Source organism: Sideroxydans sp., assembly GCF_054604835.1.
The window spans coordinates 366,786-385,249 of sequence record NZ_JBTSFG010000002.1; the positions used below are offsets into that span (position 1 = coordinate 366,786).

Annotated in this window: 20 protein-coding genes; 12 read left to right on the plus strand and 8 right to left on the minus strand. The window is 60.3% G+C overall.

Annotation, left to right across the window (positions count from 1 at the left end):
• Nucleotide 1: 1 nt before the first annotated feature.
• Entirely contained in the window at nucleotides 2–2,596 is a 2,595-nt protein-coding gene (gene leuS / locus ACYCZ5_RS05100; protein WP_461543703.1) for a leucine--tRNA ligase, read from the minus strand.
• A gap of 147 nt (nucleotides 2,597–2,743) precedes the next feature.
• Between leuS and ACYCZ5_RS05105 the strand changes: the two genes are divergently transcribed.
• The 4 genes from ACYCZ5_RS05105 to ACYCZ5_RS05120 all read left to right on the plus strand — a co-directional run bounded on the left by ACYCZ5_RS05105 (nucleotide 2,744) and on the right by ACYCZ5_RS05120 (nucleotide 6,700).
• Nucleotides 2,744–3,640 (plus strand): phosphoribulokinase, encoded by an 897-nt coding sequence (locus ACYCZ5_RS05105; RefSeq protein ID WP_461543704.1) that lies wholly within the window; start codon nucleotides 2,744–2,746, stop codon nucleotides 3,638–3,640.
• Between the two features lie 97 nt (nucleotides 3,641–3,737).
• Nucleotides 3,738–5,903, plus strand: a complete 2,166-nt coding sequence (locus tag ACYCZ5_RS05110; RefSeq protein WP_461543705.1) for a UvrD-helicase domain-containing protein — start codon at nucleotides 3,738–3,740, stop codon at nucleotides 5,901–5,903.
• Nucleotides 5,881–6,345, plus strand: a complete 465-nt coding sequence (locus ACYCZ5_RS05115) for an MEKHLA domain-containing protein (RefSeq protein WP_461543706.1) — start codon at nucleotides 5,881–5,883, stop codon at nucleotides 6,343–6,345. Before ACYCZ5_RS05110 ends, ACYCZ5_RS05115 begins: the two co-directional genes overlap by 23 nt.
• A gap of 10 nt (nucleotides 6,346–6,355) precedes the next feature.
• On the plus strand, nucleotides 6,356–6,700 hold the full coding sequence (locus ACYCZ5_RS05120; RefSeq protein WP_461543707.1) for a carboxymuconolactone decarboxylase family protein: 345 nt from the start codon (nucleotides 6,356–6,358) through the stop codon (nucleotides 6,698–6,700).
• On the opposite strand, the gene ACYCZ5_RS05125 is transcribed toward ACYCZ5_RS05120, so the two are convergent.
• The 5 genes from ACYCZ5_RS05125 to ACYCZ5_RS05145 are packed head-to-tail and all read right to left on the minus strand — an operon-like array spanning nucleotide 6,691 to nucleotide 9,959.
• Nucleotides 6,691–7,200 carry a hypothetical protein gene (locus tag ACYCZ5_RS05125; RefSeq protein ID WP_461543708.1) on the minus strand — a complete coding sequence of 170 codons (510 nt, stop codon included), beginning with the start codon at nucleotides 7,198–7,200 and terminating at the stop codon, nucleotides 6,691–6,693. The genes ACYCZ5_RS05120 and ACYCZ5_RS05125 overlap by 10 nt on opposite strands.
• On the minus strand, nucleotides 7,197–7,973 hold the full coding sequence (locus ACYCZ5_RS05130; RefSeq protein ID WP_461543709.1) for a BPSS1780 family membrane protein: 777 nt from the start codon (nucleotides 7,971–7,973) through the stop codon (nucleotides 7,197–7,199). The genes ACYCZ5_RS05125 and ACYCZ5_RS05130 overlap by 4 nt, the downstream gene beginning before the upstream one ends.
• Nucleotides 7,974–7,982: 9 nt before the next feature.
• The gene (locus tag ACYCZ5_RS05135) at nucleotides 7,983–8,924 is read right to left on the minus strand and encodes a homoserine kinase (RefSeq protein WP_461543710.1); all 942 of its coding nucleotides are present in this window, start codon (nucleotides 8,922–8,924) and stop codon (nucleotides 7,983–7,985) included.
• Between the two features lie 12 nt (nucleotides 8,925–8,936).
• Nucleotides 8,937–9,206, minus strand: a complete 270-nt coding sequence (locus ACYCZ5_RS05140; protein WP_461543711.1) for a DUF2782 domain-containing protein — start codon at nucleotides 9,204–9,206, stop codon at nucleotides 8,937–8,939.
• Nucleotides 9,207–9,242: 36 nt separating this feature from the next.
• Nucleotides 9,243–9,959 carry an LOG family protein gene (locus ACYCZ5_RS05145; protein WP_461543712.1) on the minus strand — a complete coding sequence of 239 codons (717 nt, stop codon included), beginning with the start codon at nucleotides 9,957–9,959 and terminating at the stop codon, nucleotides 9,243–9,245.
• 15 nt (nucleotides 9,960–9,974) lie between these two features.
• On the opposite strand from ACYCZ5_RS05145, the gene polA reads away from it, so the two are divergent.
• The gene (gene polA / locus ACYCZ5_RS05150; protein WP_461543713.1) at nucleotides 9,975–12,710 is read left to right on the plus strand and encodes a DNA polymerase I; all 2,736 of its coding nucleotides are present in this window, start codon (nucleotides 9,975–9,977) and stop codon (nucleotides 12,708–12,710) included.
• A 111-nt stretch (nucleotides 12,711–12,821) separates the two neighbouring features.
• Here polA and ACYCZ5_RS05155 read toward each other — a convergent pair whose 3' ends face one another.
• Nucleotides 12,822–13,055 (minus strand): VF530 family protein, encoded by a 234-nt coding sequence (locus ACYCZ5_RS05155; protein WP_461543714.1) that lies wholly within the window; start codon nucleotides 13,053–13,055, stop codon nucleotides 12,822–12,824.
• 72 nt (nucleotides 13,056–13,127) lie between these two features.
• On the opposite strand from ACYCZ5_RS05155, the gene ACYCZ5_RS05160 reads away from it, so the two are divergent.
• Nucleotides 13,128–13,838, plus strand: a complete 711-nt coding sequence (locus ACYCZ5_RS05160) for an RNA pseudouridine synthase (RefSeq protein WP_461543715.1) — start codon at nucleotides 13,128–13,130, stop codon at nucleotides 13,836–13,838.
• Complete coding sequence (locus ACYCZ5_RS05165; protein WP_461543716.1) at nucleotides 13,825–14,157, plus strand: DUF167 domain-containing protein; 333 nt, start codon at nucleotides 13,825–13,827, stop codon at nucleotides 14,155–14,157. Before ACYCZ5_RS05160 ends, ACYCZ5_RS05165 begins: the two co-directional genes overlap by 14 nt.
• A 1-nt stretch (nucleotide 14,158) precedes the next feature.
• Here ACYCZ5_RS05165 and ACYCZ5_RS05170 read toward each other — a convergent pair whose 3' ends face one another.
• Nucleotides 14,159–14,623 (minus strand): bacteriohemerythrin, encoded by a 465-nt coding sequence (locus tag ACYCZ5_RS05170; protein WP_461543717.1) that lies wholly within the window; start codon nucleotides 14,621–14,623, stop codon nucleotides 14,159–14,161.
• Nucleotides 14,624–14,743: 120 nt separating this feature from the next.
• Between ACYCZ5_RS05170 and ACYCZ5_RS05175 the strand changes: the two genes are divergently transcribed.
• The 5 genes from ACYCZ5_RS05175 to ACYCZ5_RS05195 are packed head-to-tail and all read left to right on the plus strand — an operon-like array spanning nucleotide 14,744 to nucleotide 18,459.
• Nucleotides 14,744–15,835, plus strand: coding sequence for a VanZ family protein (locus tag ACYCZ5_RS05175; RefSeq protein WP_461543718.1), 1,092 nt, complete (start codon nucleotides 14,744–14,746; stop codon nucleotides 15,833–15,835).
• Nucleotides 15,832–16,146, plus strand: a complete 315-nt coding sequence (locus ACYCZ5_RS05180; protein WP_461543719.1) for a (2Fe-2S) ferredoxin domain-containing protein — start codon at nucleotides 15,832–15,834, stop codon at nucleotides 16,144–16,146. The genes ACYCZ5_RS05175 and ACYCZ5_RS05180 overlap by 4 nt, the downstream gene beginning before the upstream one ends.
• Entirely contained in the window at nucleotides 16,146–16,766 is a 621-nt protein-coding gene (locus ACYCZ5_RS05185; protein ID WP_461543720.1) for an alpha/beta hydrolase, read from the plus strand. Before ACYCZ5_RS05180 ends, ACYCZ5_RS05185 begins: the two co-directional genes overlap by 1 nt.
• Nucleotides 16,763–17,677 carry an ATP-binding cassette domain-containing protein gene (locus ACYCZ5_RS05190; RefSeq protein WP_461543721.1) on the plus strand — a complete coding sequence of 305 codons (915 nt, stop codon included), beginning with the start codon at nucleotides 16,763–16,765 and terminating at the stop codon, nucleotides 17,675–17,677. The genes ACYCZ5_RS05185 and ACYCZ5_RS05190 overlap by 4 nt, the downstream gene beginning before the upstream one ends.
• A 2-nt stretch (nucleotides 17,678–17,679) precedes the next feature.
• A complete protein-coding gene (locus tag ACYCZ5_RS05195) occupies nucleotides 17,680–18,459 on the plus strand; it encodes an ABC transporter permease (RefSeq protein ID WP_461543722.1) in 780 nt (259 codons plus the stop codon).
• The last annotated feature ends 5 nt before the right edge of the window (nucleotides 18,460–18,464 follow it).

An 18,464-nucleotide genomic window follows, 5' to 3' on the forward strand; every position in this document is an offset into this window, starting at 1 on the left:
ATCAAGCCACCACGTTGACCAAACGACCCGGCACCACGATGACCTTCTTCGCGGTCGCGCCTTCCAGATGACGCTGCACGGCCTCGTGCGCCAGTGCGAGCTGTTCGATGCTGGCCTTGTCCGCGTCCTTGGAGACCATCAGTTTGCCGCGCAACTTGCCGTTCACCTGGATCATCAGCTCGATCTCGTCCTGCACCAGCGCGGCCGGATCGGCCTTGGGGAAGGTCTGTTCGCGTAGCTGGCTACCGGGACGCAATGCGGTCCACAACGATTCGGAGATGTGCGGCACGATGGGGTTGAGCAACAGCACTGCGTTCTCCAGCACTTCCTGCGCGACGCTGCGTGCGACAGGTGTGTCTTCGTCGAACTTGCCCAACGCATTGAGCAGCTCCATGGTCGCGGCGATGGCGGTGTTGAAGGTCTTGCGGCGACCGTAGTCATCGTCGATCTTCTGGATGGTCTGGTGCAACTGCAAACGTATGGCTTTCGCGGCGGCACTCAATTCGCCATCTTTATATGCGGCGACCACGCCTTGCTCGACATGGTCATGCACTGCCTTCCACACGCGCTTGAGGAAACGGAACGAACCTTCGACACCGGCATCCGACCATTCCAGTTGCTGGTCGGGTGGCGCGGCGAACATCATGAACAGGCGCGCGGTGTCGGCACCGTAGGCGTCGATGATGGCCTGCGGGTCGACGCCGTTGTTCTTGGACTTGGACATCTTCTCGGTGCCGCCGATGATCACCGGCTGGCCGTCGGTCTTCAGCGTGGCACCCAGCGGGCGCGCCTTGGCATCGACTTCTACATCCACCTCGGCCGGGTTGATCCACAACTTCTTGCCGCCATCGAGATCGCGGTAGAACGTCGGCGCGACCACCATGCCTTGCGTCAGCAGGTTCTTGAACGGCTCGTCGCCCTGTACCAGACCTTCGTCACGCATCAGCTTGTGGAAGAAACGCGCATAGAGCAGGTGCAGGATGGCGTGCTCGATACCGCCGATGTATTGATCCACCGGCAACCATTTATCGGCGGCTGCTTTGTCGACCATGGCGGTGTCGCATTGCGGGCTGGCGTAACGCGCGTAATACCAGCTCGACTCCGCGAAGGTGTCCATGGTGTCGGTCTCGCGCCGTGCCTTACCGCCGCATTGCGGGCAGCTGCATTCGTAGAACTCGGGCATCTTCGCCAGCGGGGAACCCGCGCCATCCGGCACCACGTCCTCCGGCAGCACCACCGGCAACTGTTCGTCCGGCACGGCCACATCGCCGCAAGTCGGGCAGTGGATGATGGGGATGGGGCAGCCCCAGTAGCGCTGGCGCGAGATGCCCCAGTCGCGCAGGCGGTATTGCGTCTTCTTCTCGCCCAAGCCTTTGGCGGCGAGATCGACAGCGATGGCGTCCACGGCAGCGTCGTGGCCGAGTCCGTCGTATTTGCCAGAATTGATACAAACACCACGCTCCTTGTCGCCGTACCACTCGGCCCATGCATCGGTGGAGAAGGTCTCGCTCGCGACCTGAATGGATTGCTTGATCGGCAGATCGTATTTCTTTGCGAAACCGAAATCGCGCTCGTCATGCGCCGGCACGGCCATCACAGCGCCTTCGCCGTAACCCATCAGCACATAGTTGCCGACCCACACCGGCACTTGCTCGCCGGTCAGCGGGTGGGTGACCTTGAGGCCGGTGTCCATGCCCTTCTTTTCCATGGTGGCGATGTCGGCTTCGGCCACGCTGCCGAGCTTGCATTCGTCGATGAAGGCGGCGAGCGCAGTGTTGTTCTGCGCGGCGAGTGCCGCCAGCGGGTGTTCCGCCGCCACGGCGACGAAGGTCACGCCCATGATGGTGTCGGCACGGGTGGTGTACACCCAGAGTTTTTCGCCAGTACCGTAGGGGAAGGCGAAGCGCACGCCGTAGCTCTTGCCGATCCAGTTGGCCTGCATGGTCTTGACCTGCTCTGGCCAGCCGTCGAGCTGGTCGAGGTCGCCCAGTAGTTGATCGGCGTACTGGGTGATGCGGAAGAAATACATGGGGATGTCGCGTTTTTCCACCACCGCGCCGGAGCGCCAGCCGCGGCCGTCGATCACTTGCTCGTTGGCCAGCACGGTGTTGTCCACCGGGTCCCAGTTCACCACGGAGGTCTTCTTATATATGACACCCTTTTTGAACAGGCGGGTGAACAGCCATTGTTCCCAGCGGTAATAGTCCGGCTTGCAAGTGGTCACTTCGCGCGACCAGTCGACCCCCAAGCCCAGCGACTTCAACTGCTGCTTCATGTAGTCGATGTTGGAATAGGTCCAGGCGGCGGGCGGCACGTTGTTGGCCATCGCCGCGTTCTCGGCCGGAAGGCCGAAAGCGTCCCAGCCCATGGGCTGCATCACGTTGTAGCCCTTCATCTGGTGATAACGGCTCAACACGTCGCCGATGGTGTAGTTGCGCACATGGCCCATGTGCAGCTTGCCCGAGGGGTAGGGGAACATGGACAGGCAATAGTATTTGGGTTTGTTGCTGTGCTCGTCGGCCTTGAAAGCCTGAGTGGCCTCCCACTGTTGCTGGGCGGCGGCTTCGATGTCTTTGGGTGAATAGTGCTGTTGCATGGTCGGGGGATTGAATGGCTGGAAATTGCAGGTTCGGCATTATAGCGACATCGCAGGTGCGCCGCCCGCACCTCGCTACCGGAACCGAAACAAGGTAGAATCGCGCTCCAAAAATTTTATCCATATCGTTTTCAGGAGAGAGAACCTATGTCCGTCAAGCACCCCGTCATCGCCGTAACCGGTTCGTCCGGCGCAGGCACCACCACCGTCAAACGCGCGTTCGAGAACATTTTCCGCAGAGAAAAGATCAAGGCCGCCGTGATCGAAGGCGACAGCCTGCATAGCCTGGACCGCATGGCCTTCCGCGCAGCGGCAGCCGAAGCCACCAAGGCGGGCAACAACAGCTTCAGCCATTTCGGCCCCGAGGCCAATCACTTCGACAAGATCGAAGAGATGTTCAAGCAATACGGCGATACCGGCATGTGCAAGCGTCGCTACTACGTGCACAGCGAGCCGGAAGCCGTCGAGCACAACAAGCACTTCGGCCTGACCGACCTGACACCCGGCGTGTTCACACCCTGGGAAGACATCGAAGCCGGCTCTGACCTGTTGTTCTACGAAGGTCTGCACGGTCTGGTCAAGAATGAAGCCAAGGGCGTCGACGCGGGTAAGTATGTCGACCTCGGCATCGGCGTGGTGCCGGTGGTCAACCTCGAGTGGATCCAGAAGATCCATCGCGACAAGGCCGAGCGAGGCTATTCCGCCGAAGCGACCGTGGACACCATCATGCGTCGCATGCCGGACTACATCAAATACATCACCCCGCAGTTCACACACACTGACATCAACTTCCAGCGTGTGGCGACCGTGGACACATCCAATCCTTTCATCGCGCGCGACATCCCGACACCGGACGAAAGCTTCGTGGTCATCCGTTTCCGCAATCCGAAAGGCGTGGACTTCCCGTACTACCTGTCCATGATCCCGAACTCGTTCATGTCCCGTGCCAATACCATGGTGGTGCCCGGCGGCAAGATGAGCCACGCGATGGAGATCATCCTCTCGCCGATCATGCACGAGATGATTGAGAAGAAGAACAAGTAAGCAACATTGTTCTAAGCGTCACCAAGGCGGGGAAGCAGAAATGCTTCCCCGTTTTGTTTGGGGGAAATCGTGTGCTTGCCTGTGGGATAATCCAGCGATGAATTCTTCTCTGCTTGCCGGCCTCAATCCCGAACAACGCGCCGCCGTCGAACTCCCCGCCCAGTCCGCCCTGATACTGGCCGGTGCGGGCAGCGGCAAGACGCGCGTGCTGACCACGCGCATCGCCTATCTCATCAGCACCAGCCAGGTGTCGCCGTCGGGTCTGTTGGCAGTGACCTTCACCAACAAGGCGGCCAAGGAGATGGTGACGCGTTTGTCTGCGATGCTGCCTATCAATACGCGAGGCATGTGGATAGGCACCTTCCACGGCCTGTGCAACCGCATGCTACGCGCGCACCATCGCGAAGCGAATCTGCCGCAGACCTTCCAGATCCTCGACTCGGGCGACCAGCTCTCCGCCATCAAGCGCCTGATGAAGGCGATGAATGTGGACGACGAGAAATATCCGCCGCGCGAGATGCAGCACTTCATCAGCGGCAACAAGGAGCAGGGCCTGCGCGCACACGAGGTGGAAGCCTACGATCCCTACACACGCCGAAAGGTGGAAGTGTTCGCAGAATACGACGCGCAATGCCAGCGCGAAGGCGTGGTGGATTTCTCCGAATTGCTGCTGCGCTGCTATGAGTTGCTGGCGCGCAATCAGGCGCTGCGCGAGCACTATCAGGATCGTTTCAAACATATTCTGGTGGATGAGTTCCAGGACACTAATCCCTTGCAGTACCGCTGGCTGAAGTTACTGGCGGGGCAGAGCAATGCGCTCTTTGCCGTGGGTGATGACGACCAATCCATCTACGCTTTCCGTGGTGCCAACGTGGGCAACATGCAGGAACTGTTGCGTGACTTCCATGTGGAGTCGGTCATCAAGCTGGAGCAGAACTACCGCTCGCACGGCAACATCCTAGACGCGGCCAACGCGCTGATCGCCAACAACCGCGAGCGCCTCGGCAAGAACCTGTGGACCGATGCCGACAAGGGTGAGCAGATCCGCGTGTACGAAGCGGGCACCGATGTGGACGAGGCCGCCTTCATCGTCGAGGAGATCAAGCAACTCAGCCGCGAGGGCGTGCACCTCACCGAGATGGCTTTGCTGTATCGCTCCAATGCGCAGTCGCGCGTGCTGGAACATGCGCTGGTGTCGGCGGGCTTGTCGTATCGTGTGTATGGCGGCCTGCGCTTCTTCGAGCGGCAGGAGATCAAACACGCGCTGGCCTACCTGCGCTTGATGGAGAACACCGACGACGACAACGCCCTGCTGCGCATCATCAACTTCCCCACGCGCGGCATCGGCGCGCGCAGCATCGAACAGTTGCAGGAAGCGGCCAAGCAATACAACACAACCTTGTGGGATGCGGCGGCGCGTGCGGGCGGCAAGGTGACGGCCTTCGTCGGCATCATCGAAGCGCTGCGCAGTGCGACCAAGGGGCTGCCGCTGCCAGAGATCATGGAGCACGTGCTGGAACACAGCGGGCTGGTGGCGCACTACCAGAACGAGACCGGTGCCAAGAAGCGTGAGGCGCAGGAGCGGCTGGAGAACCTGAACGAACTGATCAGCTCGGCTGCGCTGTTCGTGCATGAGAACGAGGACGACAGTCTCACGGCCTTCCTCACCCATGCCACGCTGGAATCGGGCGAGCATCAGGCGGGCGACAGCGAGGACGCGCTGCATCTGATGACGGTGCATGCCGCCAAGGGGCTGGAGTTCCACACCGTGTTCATCACTGGCCTGGAAGAGGGATTGTTCCCGCACCAGAACAGCATCGACAACGGCGACCTCGACGAGGAGCGCCGACTGATGTATGTGGCGATCACGCGCGCACGTCGCCGTTTGTATCTCACCTTCGCGCAGAGCCGCATGCTGCACGGGAAGACGCACTACGGTCTGGTGTCCAGCTTCCTGCGCGAGTTGCCGGAAGAACTGTTGCACTGGATCACGCCGCGTTTCACCGCGCGCAAGACTTTCGACTCCGGTCGCCGCGAGACGGAAAGCTATGTGTCCGCGTTTGGTGGTGCGCCCAGCATCCCCGCGCCGCCTTCGCCCAAATCTGCATGGCGCATCGGCCAGCAGGTGTTCCACCAGAAGTTCGGCGAGGGCGTGGTGACGGATAGCGAAGGCAGCGGCAACGAAGGCCGCGTGCAGGTCAACTTCAAACGCGCCGGCAGCAAGTGGCTGGCGCTCGAATATGCCAAGCTCACGCCCATCTGATGCGCGGCTGCGTCTGATCGCGGAAAGCTATCAGCGACTCACAGGCAAGCAGCTGCTGCAGGCATTGCCGGAAGAAGCCGAGGCATTGCGGCAAGCGCTGTGGGAAGCGCCGTTCGCCATCGTCGCCCACGGCACCGAGGCCGATCCCATCTTCTTCTATGGCAACCGCTATGCCTTGCAGCAGTTCGAGATGAGTGCGGAGGAGTTCGCACAACTGCCTTCACGTCTATCTGCTGAAGCTGTGGCGCAGCAAGCGCGCGAGCAGGCATTGGCCAAGGTCGCGCAACAGGGTTACATCGACGGCTATTCCGGTGTGCGTGTGGCAAAGAGCGGTCGCAGATTCCACATCGCAGATTGCACGATCTGGAATCTGCTTGATGCACAGGGCGGGCATCAGGGGCAGGCGGCGATATTTATAGTGCAGGACAAGGTTACAACCTAGGAGAGTGGTGATGAGTAAATCGTACAAAGAGATCACGCGCGGTATCAGCAAGGAATTGACCACCTTCCGCAAAGAAGCGCAGGCGCCGATGGCAGGATTCGACACCATGGCAATATCCGCCATGGCGGAAGGTGTGTTGAGTGCGCTGCAGAAAGAATTGATCGCCACCGCCATCGCTGTTTCGACACGCTGCGAAGGCTGCATCGGCTTTCATGTCAGGGGATTGGTGAAGCTGGGCGCGACACGTGAACAGATCAATGAGATGCTGGCGGTGGCGGTGTATATGGGCGGTGGCCCATCCTTGATGTATGCGGCAGAAGTGCTGGCCGCATACGAAGAGTTCATTCAAGCCTGAGCGGCGGCAACATTTTCGGGTGGCGGAAACTTCGCCACCAGCTTGTCCGGCAGTTCGCCTTTCTGCGCCATCGAAAAAGCGGAGAACGCCATCACCGAGGTGACCAGCACGATGATCAGCGTTGGCATCAGCGCGATACGGGTGAGCGCCGTCCAGATGATGCTCGCCATGTGTGGGTCGTTCGATATCTGGCTGAGCAGCCAGGCGATCAGGATCAGCGAGGCCGAGACGGCATAACCGATGATCAATATGCGGCAGCGCGTCCACGCCAGTCGCCAGTGCATCTGCACGAACCACACCGTATCCTGTTTACCGCGCCAGTTGATGTAGGCCATCAGTGCGCCCGAGCAGAACAGCGGAATCAGCAGACTGATCATGCCCAGCTTCATGCCCAGCACGGCAGGTGTCATGAACAGGTCGAAGGCGAACAGGCCGACGATGAACACGTTGTGCGGGCTCTGCGCCAGCCGTCTGGCTTCGGGGCTGGGATTGAAATTCATTGCACCGTCTCCGTTTCGACCTTGATGGCCGCTTGGTTGGTCTCATCCAGCCATGGGAAGATGTTGCGATAGCTGACATACAGCGAGGTCAGGCCCAGCGGCAGCAACAGCAGCATGCCGATGCCGAACGGCAGGATGCCGAGCAGCATGGTGAGCACCTGCATGATCAGGCTGTACACGGTGTAAGGAATGATGTTGCGCAGTGTGCCGGCGAAGCTGGCCTTTAAAGCGAGCCATGGCGAGATGCCGCTGAAGAACACCAGGATGGGCGCGTATTGCCAGGCCACCACCAGTGCCAGCATGAGCGTCAATCCGATCAGCACGGCCAGCGAGACACGGCTGTCGCCGCCCGCGATGGCCTGCATCAGCTTCTGTGAGTCCTCGGCACTGTGCATCTGTTCCATCAGCGCGGCGAACGACTCGCCGCCCACGGTCACCATCACAGTCGAGGCGAACAACATACCCAGCATCAGGAACGCACCCAGTGCGACCAGACTGGAAGTGTGTTTTTTGAAACCGGCCAGCAACATGGCAGGTGCCACCTTCTCGTTCTCTTCCAGCGCGCGGCAGATGTTCATGTATCCGGCCAGCATGATGGGCATCAGCGCCACCGCAAGCAAAGGCCCGATCAGCGGCAGCATCAGCGCTACGAACACTGACAGCAGACACAGGATAGCGCTGCTGATGCTGAGCAGCGGATTGCGCATCAGAAGTTGAAAGCCCTGTTTGACCCAGGTCCAGCCGCGCGCGGCTTCGAGTTTGCGTATCTCCATGGTTGTCTCCTATAGCCAGACCGGACGGTCAGTGGCGATGTGATTGCGCAGGATGCGCTCGAACACGGCCGGATCATGCGCGTTGACCATCTCGCCATCACGCGGCAGGTGCAGGTCGTACAGGCGCGAGATCCAGAAGCGCAGCGCGGCCAGACGCAAGGTCATCGGCCATGCGCCGGCTTCGGCTGTCGTGAACGGGCGCACTGCATGGTAGGCGCGCAGGAATTCTCCGGCGCGTGTGACATCGAGATGCCCGTCCGTCTGCATGCACCAATCGTTGAGCGTGATTGCCACGTCATACAACAGCACATCCGTGCAGGCGAAATAGAAATCGATGAGGCCGCCGACGCGGTCGTCTTCCATCAGCACGTTGTCGCGGAACAGGTCGGCATGGATCACACCGCGCGGCAGATCGGCGTTTTCGCGTGCGGCATGCAAAGCGACTTCATCCGCCAGCAACTGTGCCGCCTCCTGTGGCAGGAATCTTGCGACTTGCTGCGAGGCAGCCGCGCGCCAGGCCGCGCCGCGCGGATTTTCCATCGCTTCGCCGAAACTCTGTCCGGCGATGTGCATCTGTCCCAGCATCGCGCCTACGGCCGCGCATTGCGCGACGCCCGGCTGCGTGACCGATTTGCCCGACAGGCGGCTGACGATGCAGGCCGGCTTGCCGTTCAGTTCTCCGAGGAAGCGGTTGTCGCGGTCGGCCACCGGTGCCGGGCAGGGGATGCCGTGCCGCGCCAGATGCGACATCAGGTTGAGATAGAACGGCAGCTCGTCGGGCGTGAGTTTCTCGAACAGCGTCAGCACGAAGCGGCCGTTGCCGGTGGTGACGAAGTAGTTGGTGTTCTCGATGCCGGCCGGGATACCCTGCAGTGCCTGCAGGGTGCCCAGCGAATAATGGGAAAGCCAATGCGTGATGTCTGCTTCAGAGACACTGGTGAAAACTGCCATGCCTGTGTCCTGTCAGAAGGTCTTGATGATCCATTGCGGCACGCGCAGGCCGGAATCCAGATTGTCCTGGCGCGCGAACTTGCCGTCGCCGCGCTCGTCGATCAGGTAATAGGGCGGGCCGTACTTCGGGGTGATCTTGATCATGTACAGCTTGCCGTGCGAACGATATTCCTCGATCAGCGTATCGGACTGCGGGGTGATGGTCACCTCGGGCGTGGTGTCGGTCTCGGCGTGGACGTTCAGGCCGATACATAACAGGATGAGCAGGGTAAGGATGCGCATGATGGGGGTCCGTTCAGTGAGGTGTGCGATTCTACGTTAAAGATTGAGCTGCATCTCGCGTTCCGCGGGAGAAGGCTCGAAGCCGCGCGTCTCGTAATGCTTGAAGATGGCAGCCACCACCTGTTCCGGTTCATCGATGACCTGGACCAGATCGAGGTCGCCGGGGCCGATCACCTTCTCTTCCAGCAGCGTGGTTCTGAACCATTCCACCAGACCGCCCCAGAACTTGCTGCCGACCAGGATGATGGGCATGCGCCGCGTCTTGCCGGTCTGCACCAGCGTCAGCGCTTCCATCAGCTCGTCCAGCGTGCCGAAGCCGCCGGGCATCACCACATAGGCGCTGGCGAACTTCACGAACATCACCTTGCGCGTGAAGAAGTGGTGGAAGGTCTGGCTGATGTTCTGGTAGGGGTTGTTGTGCTGCTCATGCGGCAACTGGATGTTGAGACCGACGCTGGGCGACTTGCCGTAGAACGCGCCCTTGTTGGCTGCTTCCATGATGCCGGGGCCGCCGCCTGAGATGACCGAGAATCCGGCGTCCGACAGCAGGCGCGAGATCTCTTCGGTCAATTGGTAATAGGGATGCTCATGCGGTGTGCGCGCGCTGCCGAAGATGCTCACCGCCGGATGGATGTTGTTCAGGCGTTCGGTCGCTGAAACGAATTCTGACATAATGCCGAACACCCGCCAGGACTCCTTCGATTGCATCAATTCGGGCGATTGTGCCGGCGGCAGTTTCATATCGTTGTTCATTGCGGATCCCTAATTATGAAAACCCTGTTGTTGGTGGACGGCTCGTCCTATCTCTACCGCGCATTCCATGCCATGCCCGATCTGCGTAGCCCGCAGGGTGAACCCACCGGTGCCATACAGGGCGTGCTCAACATGCTGCGACGTCTGCGAACCGACTACCCGGCGGATTATAGCGCCTGCGTGTTCGACGCGAAGGGCAAGACGTTTCGCGACGATTGGTTCCCGGAATACAAGGCAAACCGCCCGTCCATGCCGGACGACCTGCGCGCGCAGGTCGAGCCGCTGCACGAAGTGGTGGCGGCCGCCGGCTGGAACATCCTGATGGTGGACGGTGTGGAAGCCGATGACGTGATCGGCACGCTGGCACGCGAGGCTTCGCGCAATGGCGCGCGCTGCATCATCTCCACCGGCGACAAAGACCTCACGCAACTGGTTGACGACCACACGCTGTGGGTCAACACCATGAGCGAAGAGAAGCTGGACATCGCCGGCGTCACCGCGAAGTTCGGCGTGCCACCCGAACGCATCATCGATTACCTCGCGCTGGTCGGCGACACCGTGGATAACGTCCCCGGCGTTGCGAAGTGCGGACCCAAGACCGCCGTCAAATGGCTCACAGAATACGGCTCGCTGGACAACCTCATCGCGCACGCTGACGAAGTGAAAGGCGCGGTCGGCAACAACCTGCGCGAGGCACTGGCATGGCTGCCGATGGGCAAGCAACTGGTCACCGTGAAATGCGACGTGGCGCTGGACAAGCGTTTCGACGAGCTGGTCGCCCCCGTCGCCGACACCGAAAAGCTGAAGGCCATGTATGAGCACTTCGGCTTCCGCAGCCTGATGCGCGAATTGACCGGCGAAGCATCTGCTCCGAAGCCGCGTACCACACCCAGCGTTGCGCAGCGCGACTTCACGCAAGCCGAAGCCCCGCAAGACCTGTTCCAGAACGACACCTCGAATTACCAAGCCATCCTCACTGAAGCCCAACTCGATGTCTGGCTGGCAAAACTGCTGGTCGCCCCCTTGGTGAGCCTGGACACCGAAACCACCGGCCTCGACCCCATGGTCGCGCAACTGGTTGGTATTTCGCTGTCGATCACGCCGCACGCCGCCGCCTACATCCCGCTGGCGCACAACTATCCCGGTGCGCCGGATCAGATCGGTTTCGACCGCGCGCTGGAAATGCTCCGCCCTTGGCTGGAAAGCGACGCGCACAAGAAGCTGGGACAGAACCTGAAATACGACCAGCACATCTTCGCCAACCACGGTATCGCCCTGCGCGGCATCGCCGAAGACACACTGCTGCAATCCTACGTGCTGGAATCGCACAAGCCGCACGAGATGGGAAATCTCGCGCTGCGTCATCTCGGCATGAGCACCATCAGCTACACCGATGTGGCTGGCAAGGGCGCGAAGCAGATCGGCTTCGATCAAGTCGATGTCGAAACGGCCACCAAGTACGCCGCAGAAGATGCCGACATCACCCTGCAACTGCACCAGACCCTGTCGCCGCAACTGCAAGGAAGATTGGCTGAGGTCTATCGAGACATTGAGATGCCGGTGCGTGAAGTGCTGTTCAAGATGGAACGCAACGGCGTGCTCATCGACAGCGGCAAACTGTCACGACAAAGCCACGAGTTGGGTCTGCGCTTGAACGAGATCGAGAAACAAGCATTCGAGTTGGCAGGCCAGCCGTTCAATCTCGCCTCACCCAAACAGTTGCAAGAGATCCTGTTCGACAAACTTGGCATCCCCTCCAAGAAGAAGACCGCCACCGGTGCGCGTTCCACCGACGAAGAAGTGTTGCAGGAACTCGCGCTCGACTACCCGTTGCCCAAACTGCTGCTGGAGCATAGGGGCATGGCCAAACTTAAATCCACCTACACCGACAAACTGCCGCTGATGGTGAACGCCAAGACAGGTCGCGTGCACACCAGCTACTCGCAAGCCGTAGCCGTCACCGGACGACTCTCGTCCAGCGACCCCAACCTGCAGAACATTCCCATCCGCACCCCCGAAGGCCGTCGCATCCGCGAAGCCTTCATCGCCCCGCCGAATTCGCGCATCGTATCCGCCGACTACTCGCAGATCGAACTGCGCATCATGGCGCACCTCTCCGGCGACGAAGGTCTGCTCAAAGCCTTCGCCAACGGTGAGGACATCCACCGTGCCACCGCCGCTGAAGTGTTCAGCGTGTCACTGAATGATGTGAGCAGCGAGCAGCGCCGCTACGCCAAGGTCATCAACTTCGGCCTCATCTACGGCATGTCCGCCTACGGCCTCGCCTCACAGCTCGGTATCGAGAACAGTGCCGCCAAGCAATACATCGACGTCTACTTCGCGCGTTACCCCGGCGTGAAGCGCTACATGGACGACACGCGCGAACAAGCCAAGGCGCAGGGTTTTGTTGAGACCTGGTTCGGGCGTCGTTTGTGGCTACCCGAGATCAACGGCGCGAACGGTATGCGCCGTCAGGCGGCTGAACGCGCGGCGATCAATGCGCCGATGCAGGGCACGGCGGCCGATCTCATCAAGCTCGCGATGATCGCGGTGCAGGATTGGCTGGAGCAGGAGAAGTTGCAAACCAAGATGATCATGCAGGTGCATGACGAACTGGTGTTGGAAGTGCCTGATGCTGAACTTTCGCGTGTGAAGGATAGGGTGCGGGAGTTGATGTGTGGGGTGGCTGACCTCAAGGTTCCACTTGAAGTGGGATTGGGGGAGGGGATGAATTGGGATGAGGCTCACTAAGTAGGTCGCCTCTCCTAACATCAAAGTCAACACCGTCGGGCTACCCCAGACGGTGTTGACTTTGATGTTGAAGATGTGCGCTCTTCGTTGAGCACGAACAGCTTCAGAAAATCACTTCGAACGAAGTGACCACAGATACAACTCCTCCACCTTCGCTCTAGCCCAAGGCGTCCTCCTCAAAAACTTCAAACTCGATTTCACACTCGGATCATGCGTGAAGCAACGGATCGGCACGGCATCAGCCATCGCTTCCCATCCCATACTCTCGGATAGTTGCGTGACGATCTTTTCCAGTGTGACGCCTTCCAATGTGGGGCGGTTCGCGGGTTTGGGTGGGGTGGTCATGCGCGGATTTTACAGGGGAACGGCGTGAGCTAGCGTTTACAATGCGAGCCCTGTTTCTATCAAGTACCTCCCATGACCGAACCTATCCGCCTTGCCAAACGTCTTGCCGAACTGACTGCGTGCTCGCGCCGCGAGGCGGAGCTGTATATCGCGGGTGGCTGGGTGAAGGTGGATGGGCAGGTGGTGGAGTTGCCGCAGTTCATGGTGACGGATCAGAAGGTGGAGCTCGATGCGGCGGCCAAGGCGGTGCCGGTGGAGACGGTGACTATCATGTTGCATCGGCCACTCGGTATGAGTGACGAGGCGGTGACGGCACTGCTGCGTGCGGATACGCAGGCGGAGGATGACCATTCCCATATCCGTGTGCTGCAACAACATTTCGTGCGCATGACGCCGTGCCTGCCGCTGGAGCCGAATGCGAGCGGTATGTCAGTGTTCACTCAGGACTTCCGCGTGTCACGCAAACTGGTGGATGGTGCGGCGACGGTGGAGCAGGAGTATGTCGCCGAGGTGTCGGGCGAGTTGTCTGAGGAAGGGCTGAAGCTGTTGAATCACGGGCTGACGTATAACGGCAAACCGTTGTCACCGGCTAAGGTCAGCCGCCAGAGCGAGACACGGCTACGCTTTGCCTTGAAGGGCGTGCGGCACGGGCAGATCGCGTTCATGTGCGACAGCGTCGGTCTGGAATTGTTGAGTTTGCGCCGTCTGCGCATCGGGCGTTTGTCTATGGGCAAGCTGCCAGCGGAGCAATGGCGTTATCTGGCACCGTATGAAAAGTTCTAAATCCGGGCTGGAGATGGATACGTTCTGTCTGTGGCAGGACGAAACGCTGGTGTTGAACATCCTGGGCCGGCCGCGCGCAAAGCAGACTAAATTGAGCAAAGGCATCGGCAATCAGCTGGAGATCCATGTCGCTGAGAATCCGGTGCACGGACGCGCCACGGCACATCTGGTGAAGTTTCTGGCGGGTGAGTTCGATGTGCCTGTGAAGTCGATCACGGTGGTGTTCGGGGTGTACAGCGTGAACAAGCAGTTGCGCATCAAGGCGCCGAATAAACTGCCTGCGGTGATTGCGAAGCGGCTGAACGCCGCTTCGAAGTGAATCAGCCGAAGATCTTCTTAAGGGTGTTGCCCAGCCAACCGCCGGAGGTGTCGGATTTCTTGATCTCGACGCCGAGCGAGTTCACCACGGCTTCAACATAGTCGGCATCGTCGCCCTTGATGTGGTTGACCAGCCAGATCTTCAGCATGGAGAGCAGTTCGGGGGCGACGTTTTCGCCATTGGCGGCGCGCTGCTGGAATTCGCCGACGCGCTTGGTGAATATCTCGTGCACGCGTTTATGTGCTTTGAAGAAGGGATAGTTCGCCTTCTCCTGCAGCTCTTCCTCGAAACTGAAGTGGGACAAGGTGTAGTCCACCAGTTCGCCCAGCACGTGGTTGATCACGGCGGTGTCTCCACCTTCGTTTGCGGTATTCAATTCGTTGATCAGATCGACGATGCGCCGATGCTGTTTGTCGATGACTTCGATACCCGTGTCCAGCTCATTGGACCAGTGCAGGTATGCCATAATCTCCTCCCGTCGATGTTGTCGAACGTAATAGTTTTTTTAACTGCGGGACGCATTCTTTACTACCCCTACTGCCGAGTCAACCAAAATGAGCCCGACCTATTTCATCGGGTATATCTGATGACCGCACTGTCATTTAGAACCAATCGTTCCTTGCTGCGCCGCTATCTGCTGGCGGGATATGTATTGATGATCGCGTACGCCAGCCTGTCCCCTTTTGCGGGTTGGCAGGCGTCGGCGCCGACCTTTGTGGAAGTGCTCGCTTCGCCGCTGAGCCAAGCCTACACGGCGTTCGACGCGGCAGCCAACTGGTTGGCCTATCTGCCGCTGGGTATGTTGCTGGCGCTCAATCTGGGTACGCGTTTCAAGCCAGGGCAGAGTGTGTTGCTCGCGACATTGGCCGCATTGCTGTTGTCGATGGCGATGGAATATCTGCAGACGTATCTGCCGATGCGGGCTGCGGCCAGTGTGGATGTGCTTACCAACGGACTGGGGGCGTTGTGCGGGGCTGTGCTGGCAGTGTGGATCGCGCCGCGGGCATGGTTCGCGCGCGCCACGCAGTGGCGTATCGAACTGTTCCAGCGCGGTGACGGGGTGGATTTCGGTCTGGCGCTGGTGATGCTGTGGATGTTCGCGCAGATCAATCCTTCGCTACCCATGCTGGGCAATGTGTTCCTCACCGAAGAAGCGGGGCGCATCGCGGCGTTCGCGCCGCCTCAATTCAGCATGTGGGCGAGTGCGGCGGTGGCCTGCAACCTGTTGCTGATCGGCTTGCTGTTGCAGACCCTGTTCCGCATCCGGCGTCACGTGGTGGCGGCATTGTTGTTGATGCTGAGCGTGGTGGCGCTGGGCAAGTTCATCACGGCGGCGGTGCTGTTGCGGTCCTGGGCCTTGATGCTGTGGTTGAACGGCGAGGCCGTGCTCGGGCTGCTGGCAGGGCTGGCACTGACGGGTGCCAGTTTCTGGTTGTCGCGTCCGGTGCTGCTGTGGGCGGCGGCGGCGGCGAGTGCCGTTTATCTGGCATTGGCGGCAGGGGTATTGGACAGCGCGGCACCTGCGGCCGCGATGCGCTTGTATCATTGGCACTACGGTCATCTGCGCAACTTCAACTGGATGTCGCAGATCGTTTCGGCGGTGTTCCCCGTGTTGCTGGTGATCTATCTGGCTTGGGCACGGCGCCGCATCATGAATGGGGAGGAGAGCGATAAATGACGCAGTATTTCGACAAGCATGTGTTCTTCTGCACCAATCAGCGCGAGGACGGCAGCGACTGCTGCAACAACCACGGTGCGCAGAAGGCGCGCGACTATGTGAAAGACAAGGTCAAGGCATTGGGCATCTCGGACCGGCAGAACAAGATCCGCATCAATTCCGCCGGATGTCTGGACCGTTGCGACGATGGTCCGGTGCTGGTGATCTATCCCGAAGGCACCTGGTACACCTTCGTCGACGAGAGCGATCTGGATGAGATCATCGAGGAGCATCTGCAACATGGCCGTGTGGTGGAGCGTTTGAAGATCTGATGGCAGTCGTATTGAAGAGCTTTGATCTGCAGGGCCCGGCAGGGCGGCTCGAAGGCGTGGCGCATCTGCCGGAGGGCGAACTGCGCGCGATCGCCGTGGTGGCGCATCCCTTACCCACTATGGGAGGCACGATGGAGAACAAGGTGGCGATGACGCTGGCCAAGACCTTCGCCGACATGGGCTGCGCATCCTTCCGCTTCAACTTTCGCGGTGTCGGCGCGAGCGACGGCGAATTCACCGGCGGCGAAGGCGAGACTGAAGACCTGATCGCGGTGGTGCGCTATGCGCAGGAGCAATTCGGCGGCGAACTGCCGCTGGTGTTGTCCGGTTTTTCTTTCGGCGGTTATGTCGCAGCGCGCGCAGCGCAGCGCTTGCAACCGCGACACTTGATCCTGGCCGCGCCTGCCGTCGGGCGTTTCGCGATGCCGGCCGTATCGGCCGACACATTGGTCGTACACGGTGAGCATGATGATGTGGTGCCGCTGGCTGATGCGCTGGAATGGGCGCGGCCGCAGCATCTGCCCATTGTGGTATTGCCGGCAGCAGAACATTTCTTCCACGGTCGGCTGACACAATTGCGCGATATCGTGAAGAAACATTTTTCCGGAGTTGAATTGTGAATCCAGTCATACAGGCCAAAGGTCTGCAAAAATCCTACGGCGGCCACCGCGTGGTGGACGGGCTCGATCTGTCCATCCACAAGGGCGAATGTTTCGGGCTACTTGGCCCCAACGGCGCGGGTAAGACCACCACGCTGCGCCTCCTGCTGGGACTGATCGCGCCGGATGCAGGCACGGCCACGCTGCTCGATCTGCCGGTGCCGCAGGCCGCGCGCGAGGCGCGCATCAAAGTGGGCGTGGTGCCGCAGATGGACAACCTCGACCCGGACTTCACCGTGGCGGAGAATCTGCTGGTGTACGGGCGCTATTTCGGCATGCCGGACAGCGAGATCGAGGCACGCATCCCGGACTTGCTCGAATTCGCCAGCCTCACCAGCAAGCGCGACGCGAAAGTGCCGACGCTGTCAGGCGGCATGAAACGTCGCCTGACGCTGGCGCGCGCACTGGTGAACGATCCCGATGTGGTGTTCCTCGACGAGCCAACCACCGGTCTCGATCCGCAGGCGCGCCACCTGATCTGGCAACGTCTGAACGCGCTGACGCAACAGGGCAAGACGCTGTTGCTCACCACTCACTTCATGGACGAAGCCGAGCGCCTGTGTCACCGCCTGGCAGTGATGGACAACGGCAAGCTCATCAGCCAGGGTTCGCCGCGCGAACTGATCGAAAGCAACATCGAGCCGCAGGTGGTGGAGGTGTTCGGCGAGACGGCCGGGCAATGGGCGAGCGAGCATGCCGCAACGTATGCGCAGCGTCATGAAGTCAGCGGCGAGTCGGTGTTCTGCTACGTGCGCGATGCGCAGCCGCTGGTGGCACACTTGCAGGCGCAGAGTGCACTGCGCTATCTGCATCGTCCGGCGAATCTGGAAGACGTGTTCCTCAAATTGACCGGCAGGGAGATGAGGGAATGAGCATGAGTCATTTTGCATTGCCGACTTTGACGCTGCGTTTCTTCCCCATCTGGCGCAGGCAATGGCTGGTGTGGCGCAAGGTCGCCGTGCCCGCCATCCTCGGGCATCTGGCCGATCCGGTGATCTATATGCTGGGTCTGGGTTACGGTCTGGGCAGCCTGTTGCCAGAGATGGGCGGTACTTCCTACATCGCTTTCCTCGCGGCCGGCACACTGTGCTACAGCAGCATGAACAGCGCCAGTTTCGAATCACTGTACGGCGCATTCGCCCGTATGCACGAGCAGCGCACCTGGGAAGCGATCATGAACACGCCGGTGACGCTGGATGACATCGTGCTGTCGGAGATTCTCTGGTCGGCGACCAAGAGCCTGATGTCGGGCGTGGCCGTGCTCATCGTCATCTGGATACTCGGCCTGTCGGATTCGCTGATGTCTTTGTGGATGATCCCGCTGGTGTTGCTCATCGGCCTGACCTTCGCCGCGGTTGGTCTGATCATGACCGCGCTGGCACCCGCCTACGACTTCTTCATGTACTACTTCACGCTGGTCATCACACCGATGATGCTACTATGCGGCGTCTTTTTCCCGGTCACTCAGCTGCCGGAGGCATTGCAGGCGCTTGCCGCCGCCTTGCCGTTGACGCATGCGGTGGATCTGGCGCGCCCCTTGATGAAGGGTGAGGTGCCGGCGCAGGCGGTTTTTCATATCGGCGTGCTGCTGACCTATGCGCTGGTCGGGTTCTATATTTCTCTGGTTCTGTTCAGACGTAGATTGTCGAGGTAATCAAA